The following is a 21,760-nucleotide window of genomic DNA, read 5'->3' as shown; positions in this document are numbered from 1 at the left end:
TCCGTGGCTGCCTCTCCTGGGCTCCCCGTCGTGATCGTCGGCGGGCTGCACGCCGACGCCCGCAAGGCGGCCGTGGCGCGCCTGCTCGCCGACGTGCCCGGCAGTGTCGTCCTCCACCACGACCTGGCGACGGCCGCCGCGGGCACGGTCGTACGGACCATCAGGAACGCCTCCGGCGTCCTCGACGCGGGGGAGGCGCCGCTCGTCAACGACTGCGCCTGCTGCGCCCTGCGCGAGGACCTCGTGCCGGAGCTGGAACGGCTCCAGGAAGCCGGCGACACCCGGCTCGCCGTCGTCGAGCTGTGGGACTCCGTCGAGCCCAAGGCCATGGCCGAGGTCGTCACGGCCGGCGGGCTCACCGTCACGGGCGTGATCACCGCCGTCGACCCGGCCCTGATCCTGCCCTACCTCGGCAACGGCGACGACCTCGCCGAGGGCGGCCTCGCCGCGGCGGCCACCGACCAGCGCACGGTCGCCGACACCTTCGCGCGCCAGCTGGAGTACGCCCCCGTCCTCGCGGTCGCCGAGTCCCCGGAGGCCGACGACGAGGACCGCGAGCTGCTCGCGCAGCTGCACCCGACGGCCCGCCAGGTCCCGATCGGGCACGAGGTCCCAGCGGCCCCGGCGGACCCGGCCGGCGACGACCTGACCGTGCCGGCCCCGCGCCTGCGCCCCCTGTCGCCCCTGGCCCTGGCCGCCCTGGCGGGCTTCGACGTCGAGGCGGCCGCCGCCGCCCAGCACCCGGCCTGCGCCCTGCTGCCCGCCGAGGCCGACGCGCACGGCGTCTCCACCCTGGTCTGGAACCGGCGCCGCCCCTTCCACCCGGAGCGGCTCTACGCCGCCCTGGAGGACCTGACCTGCGCGGCCGCCCGCAGCCGGGGCCGCTTCTGGCTCGCCGACAAGCCCGACACGCTCTTCCACTGGGACGCGGCGGGCGGGGCCCTGTGCGTGGAGAGCGCCGGGCCGTGGCTGGCCTCGCTGCCCGACGCGGCCTGGGAGATGGTCCCGCCGGTGCGCCGCGCCGCCGCCGCGCTGGACTGGCACCCCGAGCACGGCGACCGCTGCCAGCACCTCGTCTTCACCTCGCCCGGCCTCGACCGGGACGGCCTGGAGCGGCTGCTGGAGTCCTGCCTGCTCACCGACGCCGAGTACGCCGCCGGGCGCGAGGCCTGGCAGCGGCTGCCGCACGCCTTCGACACCCTCCTGGAGGTCTGATCCGACATGCCCCGCAAGCCCGAACGCAAGCCCGCGAAGAACCGGCCCAACCCCCTGGACCAGGCCGGCATCACGTACATCGACTACAAGGACACCGACCTGCTGCGGAAGTTCATCTCCGACCGCGGCAAGATCCGCAGCCGCCGCGTCACCCGGGTCTCCGCCCAGCAGCAGCGGCAGCTGGCCCGGGCGATCAAGAACGCCCGCGAGATGGCGCTGCTGCCGTACGCCAGCCGCTGAGCGCCTCCGGTCCGGGTGAGGTTCCCCACGCTTGACGCGTGGGGGACCTCATGTCCGTGTGACGGCGGGTCGGGGCGGCCCGTCTGTCGACGCCCCGAGAGGCCGCCGGGACCGGGCCGGATGCCCGGCCGGCCGCCACCCCCGGATACCCGGCGGAGCGTCGGGGACGGACGCCGGGCGGGCCGGACCCGGTGCCGTACGCCGACCCCGGGTCCGGCGATGAGGGGATCCGGGCCCCGGCTCCGGAGAGGACGCCGGGATCGGCCGCGCGGCTTATTTCCCACCGCCCGCGCCACCGCCTCCCCGGGCCCCGTGCGCTTCCGCATGGAGCTCCTCCGCCCGGCTCGCCGCCGCACAGCCGCCCGGCCCGCGCCCCGAGCGGATGCTCCGCCTCCACCCGACCTCCGCCGAACCCGCCGACTTCCTCGCGGGTCTCCGGGAACGGGAGGCGGGGGAGCGCCGTCAAACAGGCAAGAGCTTCGGTAAAGCGGTCGTCAAAGCTGTAACCGCAGGACCACCCCGCGTGCACGTGCATCTGCCCATGCATCTGCACATGAACAGGGCTATGATCCGGGTCAGTTGACCACTGCATCAATGGCCACACCAGCCAGTGCACCATCGGGGAGCGACCTGTGGACCACGACGTGTACAACGGGATGGCGGCCGCCGGGCTGCGCGGTGTGGCCTGGCAGAAGAGCCGGCACAGCAACTCGCAGGGCTCGTGCGTGGAGTTCGCCCGGCTGCCGGGCGGCGACGTGGCCGTGCGCAACTCACGCTTCCCCGACGGCCCCGCGCTGGTCTACACCCGCGCGGAGATAGAGGCGATGCTGTTGGGCGTGAAGGACGGCGAGTTCGACCACCTGGTGGGCGGCTGACGGCCGGACGGACCGGAGCACATCCGGGCCCATAGGTACATAACGCTGTAACGCGCGTAGAACCGCGGCGCGAGGAAGCGCCGCGGTTTCTCATTCCCCGTGCGGCCGCGATCCGGGCCGCGGCAGCCGGAACAGCGCCCAGACCACCTTGCCGCTGAGCGCGCCCGCCAGCGGGTGCCAGCCCCAGCTGTCGCTGAAGGAGTCGACGAGGAACAGCCCGCGGCCCGACTCCGCCGAGAAGTCGTCGGTCTCCCGGGCGACGGGGCTGTCATGACTGGGATCGCGTACCGCGCACACCAGCCGCTCGGTCCACCGCATCAGATGCAGCCGCACGGGGGGTTCCTGACCGGTGGCGCACACGGTGCTCGCCGGCAGGCCGTGCCGCAGGGCGTTGGTGACGAGTTCCGAGACCACCAGGCAGACGTCGTCGAAACGGTCGCCCATGTCCCACTGGTCGAGGGTCCGGCGGGTGAACCGCCGTGCCTCGCGCACCGCTTCGTAGCGGGCGGGCAGAGCGCAGGAGGCGGCGTCGGACACGGCCGCGGGATCCAGCGGCGGAAGGCCCTGCCGTAACGGCTCGAGCATGGTCGATCCATTCGTCCCCATGCGAGGCACTCCCGGGAATTCGCGGTCGGTGCGAGGCGGCGGTGGTGCGGGACCATGGTTTCGGATGCGTACAGCAGATGCAAGGGCAGATGCACGTGCAGCTGACCGGAATGGGCCGTCCCGTACCGCTTGTTGGTCAATTTTTCCGTCATCTTCTCGTCCCTCTCCGGTCGTTCACTTGCCCTCTTCTTGGTTCCGCGCGCGTGCGTTCACTGGCTCGATTCCGTTTCTGTAACCGGGCGAGTACTGCTCGAAGTGATTTAGTGGCAGACTTCGGCCCCTGAAGACGTTGGGGAGGCTGGCGAACGTGAGCGCGGGAGAGCCGGGATCGGTGGTGCGGCGCATGCTGCTCGGATCACAACTCAGGCGACTGCGTGAGGCGCGGGGCATCACGCGCGAGGCGGCGGGCTACTCGATCCGCGCCTCCGAGTCGAAGATCAGCCGGATGGAGTTGGGCCGGGTGAGCTTCAAGACGAGAGACGTCGAGGACCTGCTGACGCTGTACGGCATCACGGACGAGCAGGAGCGGAACTCCCTGCTGTCCCTGGCCAAGGAGGCCAACGTCGCGGGCTGGTGGCACAGTTACTCGGACGTGCTGCCCAGCTGGTTCCCCACCTACGTCGGCCTGGAGGGCGCCGCCTCGCTGATCCGGGCCTACGAGGTGCAGTTCGTGCACGGCCTGCTCCAGACCGAGGCGTACGCGCACGCGGTGGTCCGGCGGGGCATGCAGGGCGCGAGCGAGGCCGACGTCGAGCGGCGCGTGGCGCTGCGCCTGGAGCGGCAGAAGTACCTCGTCGACGAGAGCGCGCCCGACTTCCACATCATCCTGGACGAGGCCGCCCTGCGCCGCCCGTACGGCGACCGCGAGGTGATGCGCGGCCAGCTCCAGCACCTCATCGAGATCTCCGAGCGGCCCAACGTGCGCCTCCAGGTCATGCCGTTCAGCCTCGGCGGCCACTCCGGCGAGAGCGGCGCGTTCACGATCCTCAGCTTCCCGGAGTCCGACCTCTCGGACGTCGTCTACCTGGAGCAGCTCACCAGCGCGCTGTACCTGGACAAGCCGGAGGACGTCGCCCAGTACGAGAAGGCCCTCAAGGAACTCCAGAGCGACAGCCCCGGCCCTTCCGAGAGCCGGGACCTTCTCCGAGGACTCCTCCAACTCTCCTGAACCACAAGTACGATGACGTGTGATCAGATCGTGAAGGCGCGATCGAGGGTCTGCCAGGGATCGAGGGATCACATGTCGACGTCCTACTTCACCGACCTCGCACAGCAGTACATCGACGGTGAGTGGCGCCCGGGTACCGGTTCCTGGGACATCATCGACTTCAACCCGTACGACGACGAGAAGCTCGCGTCGATCACCATAGCCACGGCCGGCGAGGTCGACGAGGCGTACCGGGCCGCCGCCCGGGCCCAGAAGCAGTGGGCGGCGACCAATCCCTACGCCCGCCGCGCGGTCTTCGAGAAGGCCCTGAGGCTGGTCGAGGAGCGCGAGGCGGAGATCTCCGAGGCCATCGTCGCCGAGCTCGGCGGCACGCGCCTGAAGGCCGCCTTCGAGCTGCACCTCGCCAAGGAGTTCCTGCGCGAGGCGGTCCATCTGGCGCTGGCCCCCGAGGGCCGGATCATCCCCTCCCCGGTGGACGGCAAGGAGAACCGCGTCTACCGCGTGCCGGTCGGTGTCGTGGGCGTGATCAGCCCCTTCAACTTCCCCTTCCTGCTGTCGCTCAAGTCCGTCGCCCCGGCGCTCGCGCTCGGCAACGCCGTGGTGCTCAAGCCGCACCAGAGCACGCCGATCGTCGGCGGCTCCCTGGTCGCGAAGATCTTCGAGGACGCGGGGCTGCCCGGCGGTCTGCTGAACGTCGTCATCACCGACATCGCGGAGATCGGCGACGCCTTCATCGAGCACCCGGTCCCCAAGGTCATCTCCTTCACCGGCTCCGACCAGGTCGGCCGGCATGTGGCGACCGTCTGCTCCCGGCTGTTCAAGCGCTCGGTCCTCGAACTGGGCGGCAACAGCGCGCTGGTGGTCCTCGACGACGCCGACATCGACTACGCGGTCGACGCGGCGGTCTTCAGCCGGTACGTCCACCAGGGCCAGGTCTGCATGGCCGCCAACCGCGTCCTGGTCGACCGCTCGATCTCGGACGAGTTCACCGAGAAGTTCGTCGCCAAGGTGAGGACCCTCAAGGCGGGTGACCCGCGCGACCCGGAGACCGTCATCGGCCCGGTCATCAGCTCCTCGCAGGCGGACGCCGTCGCGGGCGTGGTCGAGCAGGCCCTCGCCGAGGGCGCCACGGCCCTGGTGCGCGGCGGCCGGACCGACAACCTCGTCGAGCCGTCCGTCCTGACCGGCCTGCCCGCCGACTCCGCCCTGCTGAAGCAGGAGGTCTTCGGCCCGGTCGCCTTCCTCGTCCCGTTCGACGGCGAGGAGGAGGCCGTACGCATCGTCAACGACACCCCGTACGGCCTGAGCGGCGCGGTCCACACCGGTGACATCGAGCGGGGCGTGAACTTCGCCAAGCAGATCGACACGGGCATGTTCCACGTGAACGACGGCACGGTGCACGACGAGCCGATCGTCCCCTTCGGCGGCGAGAAGCACTCGGGGCTCGGCCGGCTCAACGGCGACACGATGCTGGACGCGTTCACGACGACCAAGTGGATCTCGGTGCAGCACGGCCGGAGCGGGTTCCCGTTCTGACCTCGTTCTGACCTCGTTCTGATCTCTACGACTCGGGCAGGCGGGCACCGCGGCTCTCCGCGATCCGGCGGACGTCCGTGAGTGCCTCGCTCATCCGGGCGAGCAGAAACCGCAGTTGCGCGGGTGTCGCCCCGGGGTCGGCGAGCATGTCGGCCGCGTGGTCGAGGAGACCACCGGCCATGTCGAGCTGCACGCTCTCGACGGTGTCGGCGACCCGGGAGGCGTATCCGGTTCCGTCGGTCACGAGGTAACAGGGCTTGCCGCCGGTGCCGGTCCAGGGCAGCAGCCGGGTCTCGCCCGTCACTTCTTCCCTCGCGTCTCCCGCACGGGCATGCCCAGCGAGCCGAGGCCGATCCCCGGCGGCATGGCCGTCGGCACCGGGCGCGGGACATGACGCCCCATATGGCGGACGGTCCACCCGATCGCGCGCAGAACCCTCACCTGTCATCAACTCCCTGTGTCCGACGGTCTCGCTTTGTGTAGCGAACCGCTCACACTCTGGCGCCGGTCGGGCTAGCCTCGCCAGAGAGACGCAGGTGACAGAGCTTTTGTCACAAGGGAGTTGATCCGATGGGCACGATCTACGGCGACTGGCTCAAGGAACAGCGCGAGGCGGCGGGCCTGACACAGCAGCAGTTGGCGGACCGGGCGATCATGACGCGTTCGCACATCGCGCATATCGAGGCGGGGCGCCGAGTGCCGTCGAAAGAGGACGCGCGGCGCCTCGATATGGCCCTGAACACGGGAAACGTGCTGAGCAGCTTCCTGCCGCAGGACGATGACGTATCCATCGCCGAGTACTTCGAGAGGGTGCGCGTACTCGAACAACAGGCGGTGGCCATCCACGAGTTCGCCCTGGCGTACTTCCCGGGCATCCTCCAGACGAAAAGGTACGCGCGTGCGGTTCTGGGGGCGGCGTTCCCCCCTGTGAGTGAAGAAGAGTGTGACAGGCGCGTTGTCACACGCCTGGAACGCGCAAAGATCCTCGAAGACCCCGTGACTCCCGTAATGTGGGCGCTTTTGGACGAGACGCTGCTCCGTCGCCCCGTGGCCGACGGGGATGTCATGGCCGAGCAGTTCATGCACGTCGTTGGTCTCGCGGAGGCTGGACGTATCCGGGTGCATGTGCTGCCGTTTGCTGTGGGCCACCATCCGCTGGCGCACAGCATGCTCAAGCTGATGTGGTTCGAAGACCAACCGCCGCTGGCGTACACCGAGGGCGGTTACATGGGCAGGCTGCACGACTCCCCGTCCGTGGTCCGGCAGTTGCAGCATCGCTACGCTCTGGCGCTGAGCCAAGCAATGCCTCTGGAGGACTCATTGGCCCTGCTCAGGGCCACCGCGAAGGAGTACGGACACCATGACTGAGCGCACCATCCCGAACGCCGCCACGCTGCGCGGCTGGCGCAAGTCCTCGCACAGCGACAACAACGCCGGTGACTGCCTCGAAGTCCTCGACGACCACCCCACCGGCATACCGGTCCGCGACTCCAAGAACCCCCAGGGCCCCGCCGTGATCGTCCCGGCGCCCGCGTGGTCGTCGTTCGTCACGGCGCTGAAGGACGGGCCCGTTGCGGACAGAACCTGACCGCAAGCCCTCGTAACGTCGTCGGTGTCAGGGGGAGAGCCCCCCGGGCCCGACGAAAGGCGGCGGTCATGGTCACTCACGTTCCCTCGGAGGCACGCGGCGACGAGCGCGGAGCGCTACTGTCCTTCATCGCCGAGCAGCGCGGCGGCATCCGGCGGGCGCTGCTGGGGCTGACCGAGGAGCAGGCCGTGAGCACGCCCAGCGCCAGTGAGCTGTCGCTCGCCGGGCTGCTCAAGCACGTCGCCGAGGTCGAGCAGGGCTGGATCGCCCGGGCCAAGGGCGAGCCGCCGGTCGTCCACCGGGACGAGTCGAACTGGCACGAGTGCTTCCGGCTGGTCGGTGACGAGAGCGTGGAGTCGCAGCTCGCGTACTACGAGAAGGTGGCCGCCGAGACGGAGGCGTTCATCCGCGCCGTGCCCAGCCTCGACGACACCTTCGAGCTGCCCGCGACGTCCTGGAACCCGAAGGACGAGCAGCTCTCGATGCGCTGGCTCTGCCTCCACCTGATCCGCGAGACGGCCCGGCACGCCGGTCACGCCGACATCATCCGCGAGTCGCTGGACGGCAGGACGGCCTTCGAGCTGGTGGCCGCGGAACAGCAGGCCGTGGCCGCGTCCTAATCTGGACCGCATGTCAGCGATCCGTCTCCTCGTGCTCGGCGCGGTCCGCATGCACGGCCGCGCCCACGGCTACCAGGTGCGCAACGACCTGGAGTACTGGGGCGCGCACGAGTGGTCCAGCGCCAAGCCCGGCTCGATCTACCACGCCCTGAAGCAGATGGCGAAGCAGGGGCTGCTGCTCGCGCACGAGATCGCCCCGTCCACGGCCGGCGGACCGCCGCGCACGGAGTACGAGATCACCGAGCAGGGCACCGAGGAGTACTTCCGGCTGCTGCGCGAGGCGCTGGTCACCTACGACCAGCGCGGCGACGTGAAGACGGCGGCGGTCGGCTTCGTCGTCCACCTGCCGAGGGCGGAGGCGGTCGCCCTGCTGAAGGAGCGCACCCTGCGGATCGAGCAGTGGCGGGCCTCCGTCCTGGAGCACTACGTGCCCGAGGAGGGGCCCGGACAGCTCGGTCACATCGGCGAGATCATGAACATGTGGGTCCACACGGCCGACTCCGAGGCCGAGTGGACCCGCGGTCTGATCGAGCGCATCGAGGGCGGCGCCTACACCTTCGCCGACGAGGGCGACCCGTTCGTCGGCGTGCTGGCCGAGAACGAGGAGAACCCGTACACGACGGGGGAGCGGCACTCCGGCGACGCGCTCTAATCAAATTTGACGATGGTGTCGGGTGGGGTTACCTTCGAGCCTGTAGTCAAGTTTGACTAGCGAGGGAGGGGCAGTGGCCGACGCGGCGATCACCGTCGAAGGCGCGGAGAAGAGGTACGGCGGCAAGAAGGCGCTGAACGGGCTCGACCTGACGGTCGCGCGCGGCACGGTGCACGGGGTGCTCGGACCGAACGGCGCGGGCAAGACCACCCTGGTGCGGATCCTGTCCACGCTGCTGCGGCCCGACGCGGGCCGGATCGAGGTGGCCGGGCACGACGTGGTGCGCGAGGCGTACGCCGTACGGCTGCGCATCGGCCTGCTCGGCCAGCACGCCGCGCTCGACGAGGAACTCGGCGGCCGGCAGAACCTGGAGCTGTTCGGCCGCCTGCACCACCTGGGCGCCCGGCGGGCACGCGCGCGTGCCGGTGAACTCCTGGAGCGCTTCGGCCTGGCCGACACCGGCCGCAAGGCGGTCCGGCAGTACAGCGGCGGCATGCGGCGCCGGCTGGACCTCGCCGCATCCCTGATCACCGAACCGGAGGTGCTCTTCCTGGACGAGCCGACCACCGGCCTCGACCCGCGCGGCCGCGCCGAGGTGTGGGACTCCGTCCGCTCCCTGGTCGGCGGCGGTACGACGGTCCTGCTCACCACCCAGTACCTGGAGGAGGCCGACCAGCTCGCCGACCGCATCTCGGTCGTCGACTCCGGCCGGGTCATCGCCGAGGGCACGGCGGACGAGCTGAAGTCCGAGACCGGCGGCGACCGCGTCGACGTGGTCCTGCGCGACGCCGGCCAACTGGGCGCCGCCGTCGCCCTGCTGCCCCTCACCGGGGTCACCGTCGACCCCGACCGCCGTCTGCTGAGCGCCCCGGTGACCGACCGCATGGAGGCGCTCTCCGGGGTCGTACGGGCCCTTCAGGAGGCCGGGATCGAGGCGGAGGACGTCGCGCTGCGCCGCCCGACGCTGGACGAGGTGTTCCTGCACCTCACGGGAGACGACCGCCGAGTGAAGGAGGCCGCGTGACCACCTACGCCCTGACCGACTCCTGGACCATGACCCGCCGCGAACTCGCCCGCTGGGGGCGGCAGCCGGTCCAGCTGGTCGTCAACCTGGTCTTCCCGGTGATGCTGCTGCTGATGTTCGGCTACCTCATCGGCGGCGGCCGGGGCGTGGCCGGCGACTACCGCGACTACCTGATCCCCGGCATGCTCGCGCTCACCATGGCCTTCGGCCTGGAGGGCACGATGATCGCCGTCACGCAGGACCTGAACAAGGGCGTGATCGACCGCTTCCGCTCGATGCCCATGGCCAACGGTGCCGTGCTGGTGGGCCGTTCGGCCGCCGACATGCTCCAGTCGGCGATGACCCTGGCGGTGCTCATCGGCGTGGGCGCCGCCCTCGGCTGGCGGGCCCACGGCGGTCCGGTGGCCTTCCTGGGCGCCGTGGGCCTGCTGCTCCTGTTCCGGTTCGCCATGCTGTGGATCGGCATCCACCTGGCGCTGGTGGCCGGGAAGCCGGAGATGGTCCAGGCCGTGCAGATCCTGGTCTGGCCGGTCGGCTTCCTCTCCAACGCCCTGGCCACGCCCGAGTCCATGCCCGGCTGGCTGGGCACGGTCGTCGAGTGGAACCCGATGTCCCACACGGCCACGGCCGTACGGGACCTGTTCGGCACGCCCGGCGCGGAGTCCGGGCACGTCTGGGCCGCGGTCGTCTGGCCCCTGGCCCTGCTGGCGGTGTTCTTCCCGCTGGCGGTACGGAGGTTCGGGCGGCTGAGCCGCTAGTGATGGAAGCTCGTGGCCGCGCCCTTGTCCCGGGTGAAGGGGCGCGGCTGCCGGCGCAGCTCCGGCAGCAGGCGTTCCAGGTCCTGCGCGAGGAGTTCGGCGAGGTCGGCCGAGAAGCCGTTGCGGCACACCACCCGCAGCACGGACAGGTCCTCCCGGTTCGCCGGGAAGGTGTACGCGGGCACCAGCCAGCCGCTCTCGCGCAGCCGCCGCGAGACGTCGAAGACGTCGTACGCCGACACGTCCGGGGCGGTCGTGAAGGCGAACACCGGCAGCTGGTCGCCCCGGGTCAGCAGCCGGAAGTCGCCGAGCGCCTCGATCCGCCGGGCCAGCCCCGTCGCCACGTCCCGCGCGGCCTGCTGAACGGCCCGGTAGCCGTCCCGGCCCAGCCGCAGGAACGTGTAGTACTGCGCGACGACCTGCGCGCCCGGCCGGGAGAAGTTGAGCGCGAACGTCGGCATGTCGCCGCCCAGGTAGTTCACCCGGAACACCAGCTCCTCGGGCAGCGCGTCCGCGTCCCGCCACAGCGCCCAGCCGACGCCCGGGTAGACCAGCCCGTACTTGTGCCCCGAGGTGTTGATGGACGCCACCCTCGGCAGCCGGAAGTCCCACATCAGGTCCTCGTCGAGGAAGGGCGCGACCATGGCACCGGACGCCCCGTCGACGTGCACGGGGATGTCGAGCCCGGTCCGCTCCTCCAGCGCGTCCAGCGCCGCGCACAGCTCGGCGACCGGCTCGTAGGACCCGTCGAAGGTGGAGCCGAGGATGCCGACGACCCCGATGGTGTTCTCGTCGCACAGCTCGGCGGCGGCCCGCGGGTCCAGGTGGAACCGCTCGCCCTCCATGGGCACCAGCCGGGCCTCCACCTCCCAGAAATTGCAGAACTTCTCCCAGCAGACCTGCACGTTCACGCCCATCACCAGATTGGGCCGGGCCCCCGGATACCGGTCGCTGTTCCGCCGCGCCCAACGCCGCTTCAGCGCCATCCCGGCGAGCATGCACGCCTCGCTCGACCCGGTCGTCGAACACCCCACGGCCGCCGCCGGGTCGGGCGCGTGCCACAGGTCGGCGAGCATCGCCACGCAGCGCCGCTCCAACTCGGCCGTGCGCGGGTACTCGTCCTTGTCGATCATGTTCTTGTCCCGGCACTCCGCCATCAGCACCCCGGCCTCCGGCTCCATCCAGGTGGTGACGAAGGTGGCGAGGTTGAGCCGGGCGTTGCCGTCGAGCATCAGCTCGTCGCGCACCAGCTGGTGGGCGGTCGCCGGGGCCATCGGCCGGTCCGGTAGCCGGTGCGTGGGCGGGGCCTCGGCCATGTCGCCGACCGGGTTGGCGGGGCCGTAGAAGGGGTTCACGGACATGCGGTGTTCGCCGGGCCGGCGGGGGCCTTCGTGGAGCGGCAAGGGGTGCCTCCAGGGGTGGGTGCGGACGGGGTGGCGTCATCGGACCGGCGTGCCGTCCGGGCGCAGCTGCATCTGCGCCCGGCCCGTCACCAGCAGCCAGGCCGGCAGCGAGGCGATGCAGAGCAGGGCGAGGATCCCCGGCGAGGCGACCAGCACCGCGGCGACGAACAGGCTCACCCAGCCCTGCCGGGTGATGGCCAGCAGCATCCCGAGCACCCCGGCCGCCACCCCCACCGACGGGTGCACCCCGGACACCAGGGCGTGCGCGCACAGGCCGAGGGCGGTGCCGGCGAACACGGCCGGGAAGATGCGCCCGCCGCGGAACCCGCAGGAGGCGGCGACCACCAGCGCGGCCAGCTTCACGACCGTCAGGACGGCGAACTCCCCGGCCGAGCGCGCGTCCGGGTCGTGCGCCAGCTCGGCGATCTCGTCGAGCCCCTTGAACAGCGTCAGATGGCCGCCCACGGCCGCGAGCGCGCCCAGCACGGCCCCGCCGGCCGGGAGCATCAGCATCGGGTGCCGCAGCCGGGCGAAGGCCCCGTGGACGTACGGGAAGGAGCGCACGGCGCACAGGCCGAGCAGCGCGCCCGCCGAGGCCACCACGAGCGCCGCCAGCAGGTCGGGCCAGCCCGGCCGCCCGAAGGACGGCAGGTCCAGGTCGAAGCTCGGGCGGTCGACGAGGGTGGCGGTCAGGGCACCGGCCGCCGCGGCGGTCAGCGGCGCGAAGAGGTTGTCCCACAGCAGCCCGCGCGTCTCCCGCCGGGCCAGCGCCTCGGAGATCACCAGGGCGGCGGCCACGGGCGTGCCGAAGAGGGCGCCGATGGTGGCCGCCTCCGCGAGGGCCGGCCACATCCGGCCCGGGGCGCGGGGCAGGGCCCGGCCGCCCAGCCAGACCGCCAGGCCGACGTTCACGGCGATGATCGGGTTCTCCGGGCCCAGGCTGGGCCCGCCGGCCAGCATCAGCGCGGTCGCCAGCAGCAGCCCCGGCAGCACCACGGGCGGCAGGACGGGGGCGTCCAGGCCGAGGGTGGCCGGATCGGGCCCCGCGTGCCCCGGCACCTTCCACACCACCAGCCCGACCGCGACACCGGTCGCCACGAGCACCACGGACATCCACGCCACGGAGTACCGGCCGACGCCCAGCGCGTCCGGCACGGTCCGCCACAGCACGCCCTGGAGCTCCTCGGCGGCGACGCTCACCCCCACCAGGATCAGGCTGGAGAGCACCCCGACGGCCACGGCGGGCAGGACCGACGGCAGCAGCACGCGCGCGGGGGTCGCAGGGGTGACGGAGGGCGCCTGCTGCTCGGTGTCCTGGACCACGGGCACACGATAAAGGGATCAAACGGCACAAACGGGAAACACGCTTGCACCTCACATGGGCCGGGGTCTCATTCTCGGACCAGGACCACCGCCGTGCCGTACGCGCACACCTCGGTGCCCACGTCCGCCGCCGCCGTCACGTCGAAGCGGAACGCCAGCACGCCGTTGGCGCCACGCGCGCGTGCCTGCTCGACGAGTCGCTCCATGGCCTGGTTGCGGGTCTGCACGAGCGTCTTGGTGAGCCCGCGCAGCTCACCGCCGACCATCGACTTCAGCCCGGCGCCGATCTGGCTCCCCAGGTGCCGGGAGCGCACGGTCAGGCCGAAGACCTCGCCGAGAACCTCCTGCACGCGGTAGCCGGGTACGTCGTTCGTGGTGACGACCAGCACATCGGGCTGAGGGCCCTGTCCGCCGCCGTATTCGTCGATGCTCATGCTTCTCAGCTTTCTCCGGGAGGACCCACAGTGCATCCTGGGTACCCCCATGGAACCTGGGTCGTGACGGCCGCGTTGATACTTTGAGGCAGTCAGCCCCAGCCCGTACCCCCAGCAGCAGGAGCCACATTCCCGTGACCACGCTTGCGCTCGGCCCCGAGTGGCTCAGCCCGGACTACCTGATCTCGACGTTCAGCCTGCCCGGCATCCTGCTCATCGTCTTCGCCGAGTCCGGACTCTTCGCGTTCCTCCCCGGTGACTCCCTGCTGTTCACGGCGGGTCTCTTCGTCGCCGAGGGCACCTACATCACCCAGCCCCTGTGGCTGGTGTGCACGCTCATCGTGATCGCCGCCGTCGTCGGCGACCAAGTGGGCTACATGATCGGCAAGTTCCTCGGCCCGAAGCTCTTCAACCGCCCCAACTCCAAGCTCTTCAAACAGGAGAACCTGGACAAGGCCCACGAGTTCATGGAGAAGTACGGCCCCAAGGCGATCGTCCTGGCCCGCTTCGTCCCGATCGTGCGCACCTTCGCCCCCATCGTCGCCGGCGCCGGCCGCATGAAGTACCGCACGTTCTTCACGTACAACGTCATCGGCGGCATCGCCTGGGGCACCGGCGTCACCCTCGCGGGCTACTGGCTCGGCCAGATCGACTTCATCAAGAAGAACGTCGAGGCGATCCTCGTCCTGATCGTCCTGCTCTCGGTCGTCCCGATCATCGTCGAGTACCTGCGCGACCGCTCGAAGAAGAAGCGCGCCGCGGCCCAGGCCCCGGCCGCCCAGCCCCACCCGCCGGTCATGGACGACGCGACGACCCAGCTCCGCCGCATCACCCCGGACGACCAGCCGCCTCACCAGCAGCCGCAGCAGCCCCAGTACGGCAACCAGTACGGCAACCAGAACGGCTACAACGACCAGCAGTACTACGGCCAGTACCCCCAGGCCCCCGGCTACGGCTCTTCACAGCAGACCGGCGGCGGCCAGCAGCCGTACAACGGCGGTTACTGAACCGCCCTGTTTCTTGGGGGCGCGGGGAACTGCGCGGCAAGCCACGGACGACGTGTGGCCGCCGTCGCACAGAACCCCGCACCCCCGTAGGCACCCGGCGTCAGAACCCGCGCGTACGCTTCGCTGCTCGCCGCTTCTCCGCAGACCCGATCCGCAGGAACATCCGCGAGATCTCGGACCCCAGATTCACCCCGATGGCGATGGCCATGGCCAGGGCCACCGCCTTCGACAGCGACACCAGCCCCGCGTCCACCTCGTTCTGCGCGATCGCCAACAGCCCGAAGTACGTCGCGGAACCGGGCAGCAAGGGCCCGATGGCCGCAGTCGTGTAGGGCAGCGCGGAAGCGAACTGGTACCGGGACAGCAGCTGCCCGAACAGCCCCACGAGCCCGGCAGCCGCCGCCGTGGACGCCACGGGCGAGATGTCCCCGGCGTAGTGCATCGCGCCGTACACGATCCACGCGACACCGCCGTTGAGCGTCACCCACACCACGGTGGAACGTTCCTGCTGCAACAGGACCGCGAACGCCAGTGACAACAGCATCGACGCACCGATCAGCAGCACCGGATCGTCGGACACCCCGAGCGCCGCGTCGGGGTTCAGCGAGGCCCCCAGCTGCACACCGAAGTACAGCACCATCAGCACACCCGCGACGATGCCCACGAAGAAGTACAGGACCTCCAGCAGACGCGCCGACGCGGTGATGTAGAAGCCGGTCAGCCCGTCCTGCACCCCCGCCACCAGCGCCCGCCCGGGCAGCAGCGCGAACAGCCCACCGGTGATGACGGCGGAGGCCTTCACATCCACATGGCCCAGCGTCAGCGCGACCCCGATCGCGGCCGGCGGCATCGCGGCCACCGTGAACTGGTAGAACTCCGGCAGCCCGCGCCCCGCGCACAGCCACGCCAGCCGGTCACCGAGCATCGCGCCGAGCGCCGCCGCGACGAACACGATCAGGTCACCGCCGACGAGCACGGAGGCCGCACCCGCCAGCAGCCCGCTCGCGCCGGTCAGCGCCCAGCCGGGGTAGGGGTGCCGGTTGCGGCGGATCTCCGCGAGCCGCCGGTAGGCCTCCTCCAGGGAGACCGCCGTCTCGTCGTCGCTGAGGTCGTCCACCAGCTGGTACACGGCCGCCAGCCGCGTGTAGTCGGTGCCCCGGCGGCGCACGGTCCGCGACGCCGTGACCGGGTCGTCGACCAGCGACGGCTGGTAGGAGATCGCCAGCAGCGTGAAGGTGACGTTGGGCTCGCAGCGGTCCAGGCCGTAGGACCGGCAGACGGCGAACATCGCCGTCTCCACGTCCTCGGCGCCCTCGCCGCCCGCCAGCAGCAACTCGCCGATACGCAGCGTCAGGTCGAGCACGCGCGGCACCGCGGGCCCCGTCTCGTCGCCGCCGCGCTGGATCGCCTCCGGCGCCGGCCGCTCCGCCACCGGCATGCGCAGCATGGTGCGCATCCGGTCCTGCCAGGGCACGTCCTTGGTCAGGCTGACCACGGGGATCCCGCTCGGCGGCGTGAAGGCCGACGGGGCGTGCTTCGCGCTGTAGGTGCTCGGCGGCGTGAACGCCGACCCCTCCGGCTCCGCCGTGGGCGCCTGCGGGACGTCCAGCCCCTGCGGCAGGGCGAACTCGGACGTGGTCTCCGACTCCGTACCGGCAGGCCGGGGGACGGCCAGGCCCTCGGGGATCGCGAACTCCGACGTCGTCGACATGTCCCCGTCGACGACGGCCCCGGACGGGGGCAGGAACGCACTCCTCGCCTCGTCCGACTTCGGCTTGCGGTCCACCGCGTCCGTCACTGCCTGGCGCTCCCTGTACGACACGTCAGCCTCTGTACCCCCCAGCGTCAGTATGCGCACCTACGGACGAACGGGTCGCACGCGTACGCGTGCGACCCGTGGGCATCGCAGCGAACAGGGGTCAGTGACCGCCCTGCTCCTTGAAGCGCTTGTAGGACCGCTCGATCTCGGCCTCGGCGTCCGTACGGCCCACCCAGTTGGCGCCCTCGACCGACTTGCCGGGCTCCAGGTCCTTGTAGACCTCGAAGAAGTGCTGGATCTCCAGGCGGTCGAACTCCGACACGTGGTGGATGTCGCGCAGGTGCTCCACGCGCGGGTCCGTCGCCGGCACGCACAGCAGCTTGTCGTCGCCGCCGGCCTCGTCCGTCATGCGGAACATGCCGATGGCGCGGCACTTGATGAGGCAGCCCGGGAAGGTCGGCTCGTCGAGGATGACGAGCGCGTCCAGCGGGTCGCCGTCCTCGCCGAGGGTGTTCTCGACGAAGCCGTAGTCGGTCGGGTAGGCGGTCGAGGTGAAGAGTCGCCGGTCCAGGCGGATACGACCGGTCTCGTGGTCCACCTCGTACTTGTTGCGCGAACCCTTCGGAATCTCGATCGTGACGTCGAACTCCACCGGTGGCTCCTCCATGATCAACACATAGTTCTGGTGGTTAAGTGTCCCTCACGCAGGTGTGTGATCGCGAAAGGGGCTGGTGGTCGTGCCAGAGCTGAGGCCTTGGCGGGCCGCGAGACCGCACGTGGTGCGGCTCGCGGGTGCCGTACGACCGCGCCTGGCCCGGGTCGCCGCGGCCGCGAAGCCGCGCGTCGCACGGCTCGCACGGGCCGGGAAACCGCAGGTCGCGCGGTCGAAGACCTGGCAGTACACCGCGGGCGCGACCACCGCCGGTCTCGCGCTGGCCGCAGGTGTGGTGACCGCCGCCGGTCCCTGGGACTCCTCGGGTCAGCGTACGGCCGAGCGGGACCGGGCAGTGGCCCTGGACCGCGCGGGTGGCACAGATCACGGCGGCACCTCCGGCGCGCCCGGCCGGCCCCGGCCCGCCCCCAGCGCCGGACCCGTGCTGACCGGACTCGGCGGTGTCAGCACCGTGAAGTCCGCCCCGGACGGCAAGGCTCTCGCCAAGATCCTCACGCCCCTGCTGAAGGACCCGGCGCTCGGCCCCCGGCCCGCCGCGGCGGTCGTCGACGTCACCACCGGCAGGCGCCTGTACGGCACGCACTCGGACGCCGCGCTCACCCCGGCCTCCACGACGAAGATCGCCACGGCCGTCGCCGCGCTGTCCGCGATGGGCGCCGACCACCGCCTCACCACCCGCGCCGCGCTGGAACCCGACACCAAGGAAGTCGTCCTGGTCGGCGGCGGCGACCCCACCCTCACGGCCCGGGAGGCTGCCGACGGCTCGGCGAGCCTGCGCACGCTGGCCGCCGAGACGGCCGCCGCCCTCGCCGAGCGGGGCGTGCGCGAGGTGACGCTCTCCTACGACACGACCCTCTACACGGGCGCCCGAATGCACCCGATCGGGGTCAACCCGAATCTCGCCCTCGTCAGCCCCCTGATGGCTGACGAGGGCCGCACGGACGACTCCACCAGCGGCCCGGTCACCCGCGTCACCGACCCGGCGGACGACGCGGCCCGCCAGTTCGGCGACCTGCTGAAGTCCCACGGCATCAAGACCACGGCCCCCGGCCCGTCCAAGGCCACGACCCGGGCCGAGACCCTCGCCGCGGTCTCCTCGCCCCCGCTGTCGGCCCTCGTCGAACGCATGCTGACCAACAGCGACAACGACATCGCCGAGGCCCTCGCCCGCCAGACGGCCGTCGCGACGGGCCACCGGGCCGACTTCGCCGGCGCGGACAAGGCGATCAGCTCCCAGCTGCGCAAGCTCGGCCTGCCCCTCAAGGGCGCCGCCTTCAAGGACGGCAGCGGCCTCGACCGCGCCGACCGACTGACACCGGACCTCCTCACGGCCCTCCTCGCGAAGGCGGCCGACCCGTCCCACCCCGAGCTCCGCCCGGCCCTCACCGGCCTCCCGGTCGCCGGCTTCACCGGCACCCTGACCAGCCGCTACACGGACGGAGCAGCCGGCGTCGTCCGCGCCAAGACCGGCACCCTCACCGGCGTGCACACCCTCGCGGGCACCCTGGTCGACCAGGACGGCCGCCTGTTGGCCTTCGCCTTCATGGCCACGAACACGGACCCGAGAAACGCGGCGGCGACCCAGAAGGCGCTGGACAAGGTGGCGACGACACTGGCGGCGTGCGGCTGCCGGTAACCCGATCCGGGCCGGCTGCCGCCCCTTGGCCGGCAGCCGATCCGTCCTGGCCGTGGGCAGTCGTTCCGCTGGGGCGGAACGGGTGGGCACGGCCACCAACGCCGAGTACCGGCCAAGAAACCCCGGCCCCTACCGACCCCAGCACGCCAGCCGTAACGCCGGCACCTGAAAACGGACCCGGCGCTACCCAACTCTCGCCGCCCTGCCCCAGCGGCCAGCGCTCACGTACGGTTGACGCATGACGAGCATCGGTGGTGCTTCAACCGGCATGGTCGACTGGAACCTCGCGGTGGCGACCGCGACCCGGCTCGTGCGGCCGGGCCCCGAGGTCAGTCGCGAGGAGGCGAGGGCCGTCGTCGCGGAACTGCGCCGGCACGCCAAGGCCTCGGAGGAACACGTCCGCGGCTTCACCCGGCTCGGCACCGAGGAGGGCCACGACACCCCCGTCCTCGTCGTCGACCGCCCGGGCTGGATCCGCGCGAACGTCGCCGGGTTCCGGGAGCTCCTGCGCCCCCTGCTCGACAAGATGCAGGAACGGCGCGGCAGCACCCCCGGCAGCGCGGTCATGGGCGCCGTCGGCGGCAAGGTCACCGGCGTCGAGCTCGGCATGCTGCTGTCCTTCCTGGCCTCCCGCGTCCTCGGCCAGTACGAGACCTTCGCCCCCGCCAGCCGCGAACTGCCCGCCGGGGAGAACGGCGGCGGCCGGCTCCTGCTCGTCGCCCCGAACATCGTCCACGTCGAGCGCGAACTCGACGTCGACCCCCACGACTTCCGCCTCTGGGTGTGCCTCCACGAGGAGACCCACCGCACGCAGTTCACCGCCGTGCCCTGGCTGCGGGACCACCTGGAGGGTGAAATCCAGTCGTTCCTGGGGGAGACCGACGTCGACCCCATGACCGTCCTGGAACGCGTCCGGGAAGCCGCCCAGAGCCTCGCCGGGGGCCGCCCCGAGGGCGAGGAGGACGACGGCGGCCGCTCCCTGGTGGAGATCGTGCAGACCCCCGCCCAGCGCGAGATCCTCGGCCGCCTCACGGCCGTGATGTCCCTGCTGGAGGGCCACGCCGACTTCGTGATGGACGGCGTCGGCCCGGCCGTCGTACCGACCGTCGGCGAGATCCGCGAGAAGTTCCAGCAGCGCCGCGCCAAGGGCGCCTCCCGCCTGGACCTCGCCCTGCGCAAGCTGCTCGGCCTGGACGCCAAGCTCCGCCAGTACCGGGACGGCGAACGCTTCGTACGGGCCGTCGTCGACGAGGTCGGCATGGACGGCTTCAACCGCGTGTGGACCTCGCCCAACACCCTCCCCACCAAGACGGAGATCTCCAAACCGGCGGACTGGATCGCGCGGGTGCACCGCAGGGCCGAGTAGTGAACATCGCGGGAAGGTCGTGAAAGGAAACCGGTCGACGGCAGGCGAACGCCCCTCCAATCACCCGTCCGAGGGACCGTGGGGCAGGGGTAGGCGTGCAATGCTCGGGGAACGGCCCGGTTCTGTCACCATCTACACACTCTGCGTGACGGACACGCGGGTCCACCCCCCGAAAACTTCATGAAGGGAACCGGACATGGGTCCCCATCCTGCGGTCGCGGCGATACGCCTGGCGGTACGCCGCGTCCTCCACGACCTCCTCACCGAACACCACCGCGCCCCCGCCGCGGTCCCGCACGCCCCCACGCACGAGCCGCCGCCCCCGCCGCTCGTGCTCGTGGCATGCTCCGGCGGCGCCGACTCCATGGCCCTCGCCTCCGCCCTCGCCTTCGAGTCCCCCAAACTCGGCATCAGAGCCGGCGGCGTGACCGTCGACCACGGCCTCCAGCCCGGCTCCGACGTACGCGCCGCGGAGGTCGTCCAGCGCCTGCGTGAACTCGGCCTCGACCCCGTCGACTCCGTCGCCGTCACCGTCGGCCGCGCCGGCGGGCCCGAAGCCGCCGCCCGCGACGCCCGCTACGCCGCACTGGACACCGCGGCCGAACGCCACGGCGCCGCGGCGGTCCTGCTCGGCCACACCCGCGACGACCAGGCCGAAACCGTCCTGTTGGGCCTCGCCCGGGGCTCCGGCATCCGCTCCCTGTCCGGCATGGCCGCGGTCTCGGGGGCCGGCGGCCGTTACCGCCGTCCCTTCCTGGAACTCGACCGGCAGACCGCCCGCAAGGCCTGCATGGTCCAGTCCCTGCCCGTCTGGGACGACCCCCACAACGCCGACCCGGCCTACACCCGCTCCCGGCTGCGCCACGAGGGCCTGCCCGCCCTGGAGAAGGCCCTCGGCAAGGGCGTCGTCGAGGCCCTCGCCCGTACGGCCCAGCTGTCCCGCGACGACGCCGACGCCCTCGACGCCTGGGCCGCCCAGGCCGAGGCCACCGTCCGCGACGCCGCCGGGCTGCTGGAGTGCGCCAAGCTCTACGCCCTGCCGCCCGCCGTACGCCGCCGCATCCTGCGCCGGGCCGCCATCGCGGCCGGTGCTCCCGCCGGATCGCTGTTCGCCCGCCACATCGAGGAAGTCGACCGGCTCATCACCGGCTGGCGCGGTCAGGGAGCCATCAACCTCCCCGGCAAGGTCGTGGCCCGGCGGCAGGGTGGCAGACTGGTGATTCGGCAAGGCTGAATCCGACCCCTCCGAGCAGTCGGAGGAGGGGCCGATCGGCCGGTGGGACGACCGAAAGTGATGCGGGTGGACGCGAAAGACATGGGTGCCGACCTTCAGCAGGTACTCATCACCAAGGAAGAGATCGACGCCAAGCTGGCCGAGCTGGCCGCGAAGATCGACGCGGAGTACGCGGGCAAGGACCTGCTGATCGTCGGAGTCCTCAAGGGCGCGGTGATGGTCATGGCCGACCTCGCCCGGGCGCTGTCCACCCCCGTCACCATGGACTGGATGGCCGTATCCTCGTACGGGGCGGGCACCCAGTCCTCCGGTGTGGTGCGGATCCTCAAGGACCTCGACACCGACATCAAGGGCAAGCACGTCCTCATCGTCGAGGACATCATCGACTCCGGCCTGACCCTGTCGTGGCTGCTCTCCAACCTCGGCTCGCGCGAGCCCGCCTCCCTCAAGGTGTGCACGCTGCTGCGCAAGCCCGAGGCCGCGAAGGTCGCCATCGACGTGGAATGGGTCGGCTTCGACATCCCCAACGAGTTCGTCGTCGGCTACGGCCTCGACTACGCCGAGAAGTACCGCAACCTCCCGTTCGTCGGTACGCTCGCGCCCCACGTGTACGGCGGCTGAACCCCGGCCGGGGTGCCGTGAC

General features: G+C 71.4%; 23 protein-coding genes. 16 read left to right on the top strand and 7 right to left on the bottom strand.

What is annotated here, in order from left to right:
• Positions 1-3 precede the first annotated feature (3 nt).
• From IE255_RS23455 to IE255_RS23445, 3 genes are all read left to right on the top strand, one after another.
• On the top strand, positions 4-1,215 hold the full coding sequence (locus IE255_RS23455; RefSeq protein ID WP_190052349.1) for a CobW family GTP-binding protein: 1,212 nt from the start codon (positions 4-6) through the stop codon (positions 1,213-1,215).
• 6 nt (positions 1,216-1,221) lie between these two features.
• Entirely contained in the window at positions 1,222-1,455 is a 234-nt protein-coding gene (gene rpsR / locus IE255_RS23450) for a 30S ribosomal protein S18 (RefSeq protein ID WP_037760833.1), read from the top strand.
• A 656-nt stretch (positions 1,456-2,111) separates the two neighbouring features.
• Positions 2,112-2,330: a DUF397 domain-containing protein gene (locus IE255_RS23445; protein WP_050810297.1), complete on the top strand. Its 219-nt coding sequence runs from the start codon at positions 2,112-2,114 to the stop codon at positions 2,328-2,330.
• 90 nt (positions 2,331-2,420) lie between these two features.
• Here IE255_RS23445 and IE255_RS23440 read toward each other — a convergent pair whose 3' ends face one another.
• Positions 2,421-2,915, bottom strand: coding sequence for an ATP-binding protein (locus tag IE255_RS23440; protein ID WP_308280877.1), 495 nt, complete (start codon positions 2,913-2,915; stop codon positions 2,421-2,423).
• Between the two features lie 352 nt (positions 2,916-3,267).
• Between IE255_RS23440 and IE255_RS23435 the strand changes: the two genes are divergently transcribed.
• Together IE255_RS23435 and IE255_RS23430 are read left to right on the top strand one after the other, a co-directional pair.
• Positions 3,268-4,104: a Sco1979 family transcriptional regulator gene (locus tag IE255_RS23435; protein WP_505016477.1), complete on the top strand. Its 837-nt coding sequence runs from the start codon at positions 3,268-3,270 to the stop codon at positions 4,102-4,104.
• A 72-nt stretch (positions 4,105-4,176) separates the two neighbouring features.
• Entirely contained in the window at positions 4,177-5,640 is a 1,464-nt protein-coding gene (locus IE255_RS23430; RefSeq protein ID WP_190052347.1) for an aldehyde dehydrogenase family protein, read from the top strand.
• Positions 5,641-5,665: 25 nt separating this feature from the next.
• Here the strand turns inward: IE255_RS23430 and IE255_RS23425 are convergent, their stop codons facing one another.
• A complete protein-coding gene (locus IE255_RS23425; protein ID WP_190052346.1) occupies positions 5,666-5,944 on the bottom strand; it encodes a hypothetical protein in 279 nt (92 codons plus the stop codon).
• A 266-nt stretch (positions 5,945-6,210) separates the two neighbouring features.
• On the opposite strand from IE255_RS23425, the gene IE255_RS23420 reads away from it, so the two are divergent.
• The 6 genes from IE255_RS23420 (at position 6,211) to IE255_RS23395 (ending at position 10,282) form a co-directional block, all read left to right on the top strand.
• The gene (locus IE255_RS23420) at positions 6,211-7,008 is read left to right on the top strand and encodes a helix-turn-helix domain-containing protein (RefSeq protein ID WP_190052345.1); all 798 of its coding nucleotides are present in this window, start codon (positions 6,211-6,213) and stop codon (positions 7,006-7,008) included.
• A complete protein-coding gene (locus IE255_RS23415; protein WP_190052344.1) occupies positions 7,001-7,228 on the top strand; it encodes a DUF397 domain-containing protein in 228 nt (75 codons plus the stop codon). The genes IE255_RS23420 and IE255_RS23415 overlap by 8 nt, the downstream gene beginning before the upstream one ends.
• Positions 7,229-7,296: 68 nt before the next feature.
• Positions 7,297-7,848, top strand: a complete 552-nt coding sequence (locus IE255_RS23410; protein ID WP_190052343.1) for a DinB family protein — start codon at positions 7,297-7,299, stop codon at positions 7,846-7,848.
• A 10-nt stretch (positions 7,849-7,858) separates the two neighbouring features.
• Positions 7,859-8,500, top strand: coding sequence for a PadR family transcriptional regulator (locus IE255_RS23405; RefSeq protein ID WP_190052342.1), 642 nt, complete (start codon positions 7,859-7,861; stop codon positions 8,498-8,500).
• A gap of 73 nt (positions 8,501-8,573) precedes the next feature.
• The gene (locus IE255_RS23400; protein WP_190052341.1) at positions 8,574-9,524 is read left to right on the top strand and encodes an ATP-binding cassette domain-containing protein; all 951 of its coding nucleotides are present in this window, start codon (positions 8,574-8,576) and stop codon (positions 9,522-9,524) included.
• Positions 9,521-10,282 carry an ABC transporter permease gene (locus IE255_RS23395; protein WP_190052340.1) on the top strand — a complete coding sequence of 254 codons (762 nt, stop codon included), beginning with the start codon at positions 9,521-9,523 and terminating at the stop codon, positions 10,280-10,282. Before IE255_RS23400 ends, IE255_RS23395 begins: the two co-directional genes overlap by 4 nt.
• On the opposite strand, the gene gad is transcribed toward IE255_RS23395, so the two are convergent.
• From gad to IE255_RS23380, 3 genes are all read right to left on the bottom strand, one after another.
• Positions 10,279-11,685, bottom strand: a complete 1,407-nt coding sequence (gad, locus tag IE255_RS23390; protein ID WP_190052339.1) for a glutamate decarboxylase — start codon at positions 11,683-11,685, stop codon at positions 10,279-10,281. The two genes, IE255_RS23395 and gad, sit on opposite strands and share 4 nt — an antisense overlap.
• Positions 11,686-11,721: 36 nt before the next feature.
• Positions 11,722-13,008 (bottom strand): ion channel protein, encoded by a 1,287-nt coding sequence (locus IE255_RS23385; RefSeq protein WP_190052338.1) that lies wholly within the window; start codon positions 13,006-13,008, stop codon positions 11,722-11,724.
• Between the two features lie 68 nt (positions 13,009-13,076).
• Entirely contained in the window at positions 13,077-13,442 is a 366-nt protein-coding gene (locus IE255_RS23380; protein WP_190052337.1) for a YbjQ family protein, read from the bottom strand.
• A gap of 134 nt (positions 13,443-13,576) precedes the next feature.
• On the opposite strand from IE255_RS23380, the gene IE255_RS23375 reads away from it, so the two are divergent.
• A complete protein-coding gene (locus tag IE255_RS23375) occupies positions 13,577-14,449 on the top strand; it encodes a DedA family protein (RefSeq protein ID WP_190052336.1) in 873 nt (290 codons plus the stop codon).
• A gap of 100 nt (positions 14,450-14,549) precedes the next feature.
• On the opposite strand, the gene IE255_RS23370 is transcribed toward IE255_RS23375, so the two are convergent.
• Entirely contained in the window at positions 14,550-16,247 is a 1,698-nt protein-coding gene (locus IE255_RS23370; RefSeq protein ID WP_190052602.1) for a threonine/serine exporter family protein, read from the bottom strand.
• A 121-nt stretch (positions 16,248-16,368) separates the two neighbouring features.
• On the bottom strand, positions 16,369-16,860 hold the full coding sequence (locus IE255_RS23365) for an inorganic diphosphatase (protein ID WP_031115900.1): 492 nt from the start codon (positions 16,858-16,860) through the stop codon (positions 16,369-16,371).
• Between the two features lie 79 nt (positions 16,861-16,939).
• On the opposite strand from IE255_RS23365, the gene dacB reads away from it, so the two are divergent.
• The 4 genes from dacB (at position 16,940) to hpt (ending at position 21,738) form a co-directional block, all read left to right on the top strand.
• A complete protein-coding gene (dacB, locus tag IE255_RS23360; RefSeq protein ID WP_190052335.1) occupies positions 16,940-18,517 on the top strand; it encodes a D-alanyl-D-alanine carboxypeptidase/D-alanyl-D-alanine endopeptidase in 1,578 nt (525 codons plus the stop codon).
• A gap of 238 nt (positions 18,518-18,755) precedes the next feature.
• Positions 18,756-19,883, top strand: coding sequence for an Rv3626c family coenzyme F420 biosynthesis-associated protein (locus tag IE255_RS23355; RefSeq protein ID WP_190052334.1), 1,128 nt, complete (start codon positions 18,756-18,758; stop codon positions 19,881-19,883).
• A gap of 196 nt (positions 19,884-20,079) precedes the next feature.
• A complete protein-coding gene (tilS, locus tag IE255_RS23350) occupies positions 20,080-21,117 on the top strand; it encodes a tRNA lysidine(34) synthetase TilS (protein ID WP_190052333.1) in 1,038 nt (345 codons plus the stop codon).
• 60 nt (positions 21,118-21,177) lie between these two features.
• Positions 21,178-21,738, top strand: coding sequence for a hypoxanthine phosphoribosyltransferase (gene hpt, locus IE255_RS23345; RefSeq protein ID WP_094057060.1), 561 nt, complete (start codon positions 21,178-21,180; stop codon positions 21,736-21,738).
• Positions 21,739-21,760 lie beyond the last annotated feature (22 nt).

It is taken from the genome of Streptomyces lomondensis (assembly GCF_014651035.1).
Classification (GTDB): domain Bacteria; phylum Actinomycetota; class Actinomycetes; order Streptomycetales; family Streptomycetaceae; genus Streptomyces; species Streptomyces lomondensis.
This window is presented reverse-complemented; position numbering and strand designations above follow the sequence as displayed.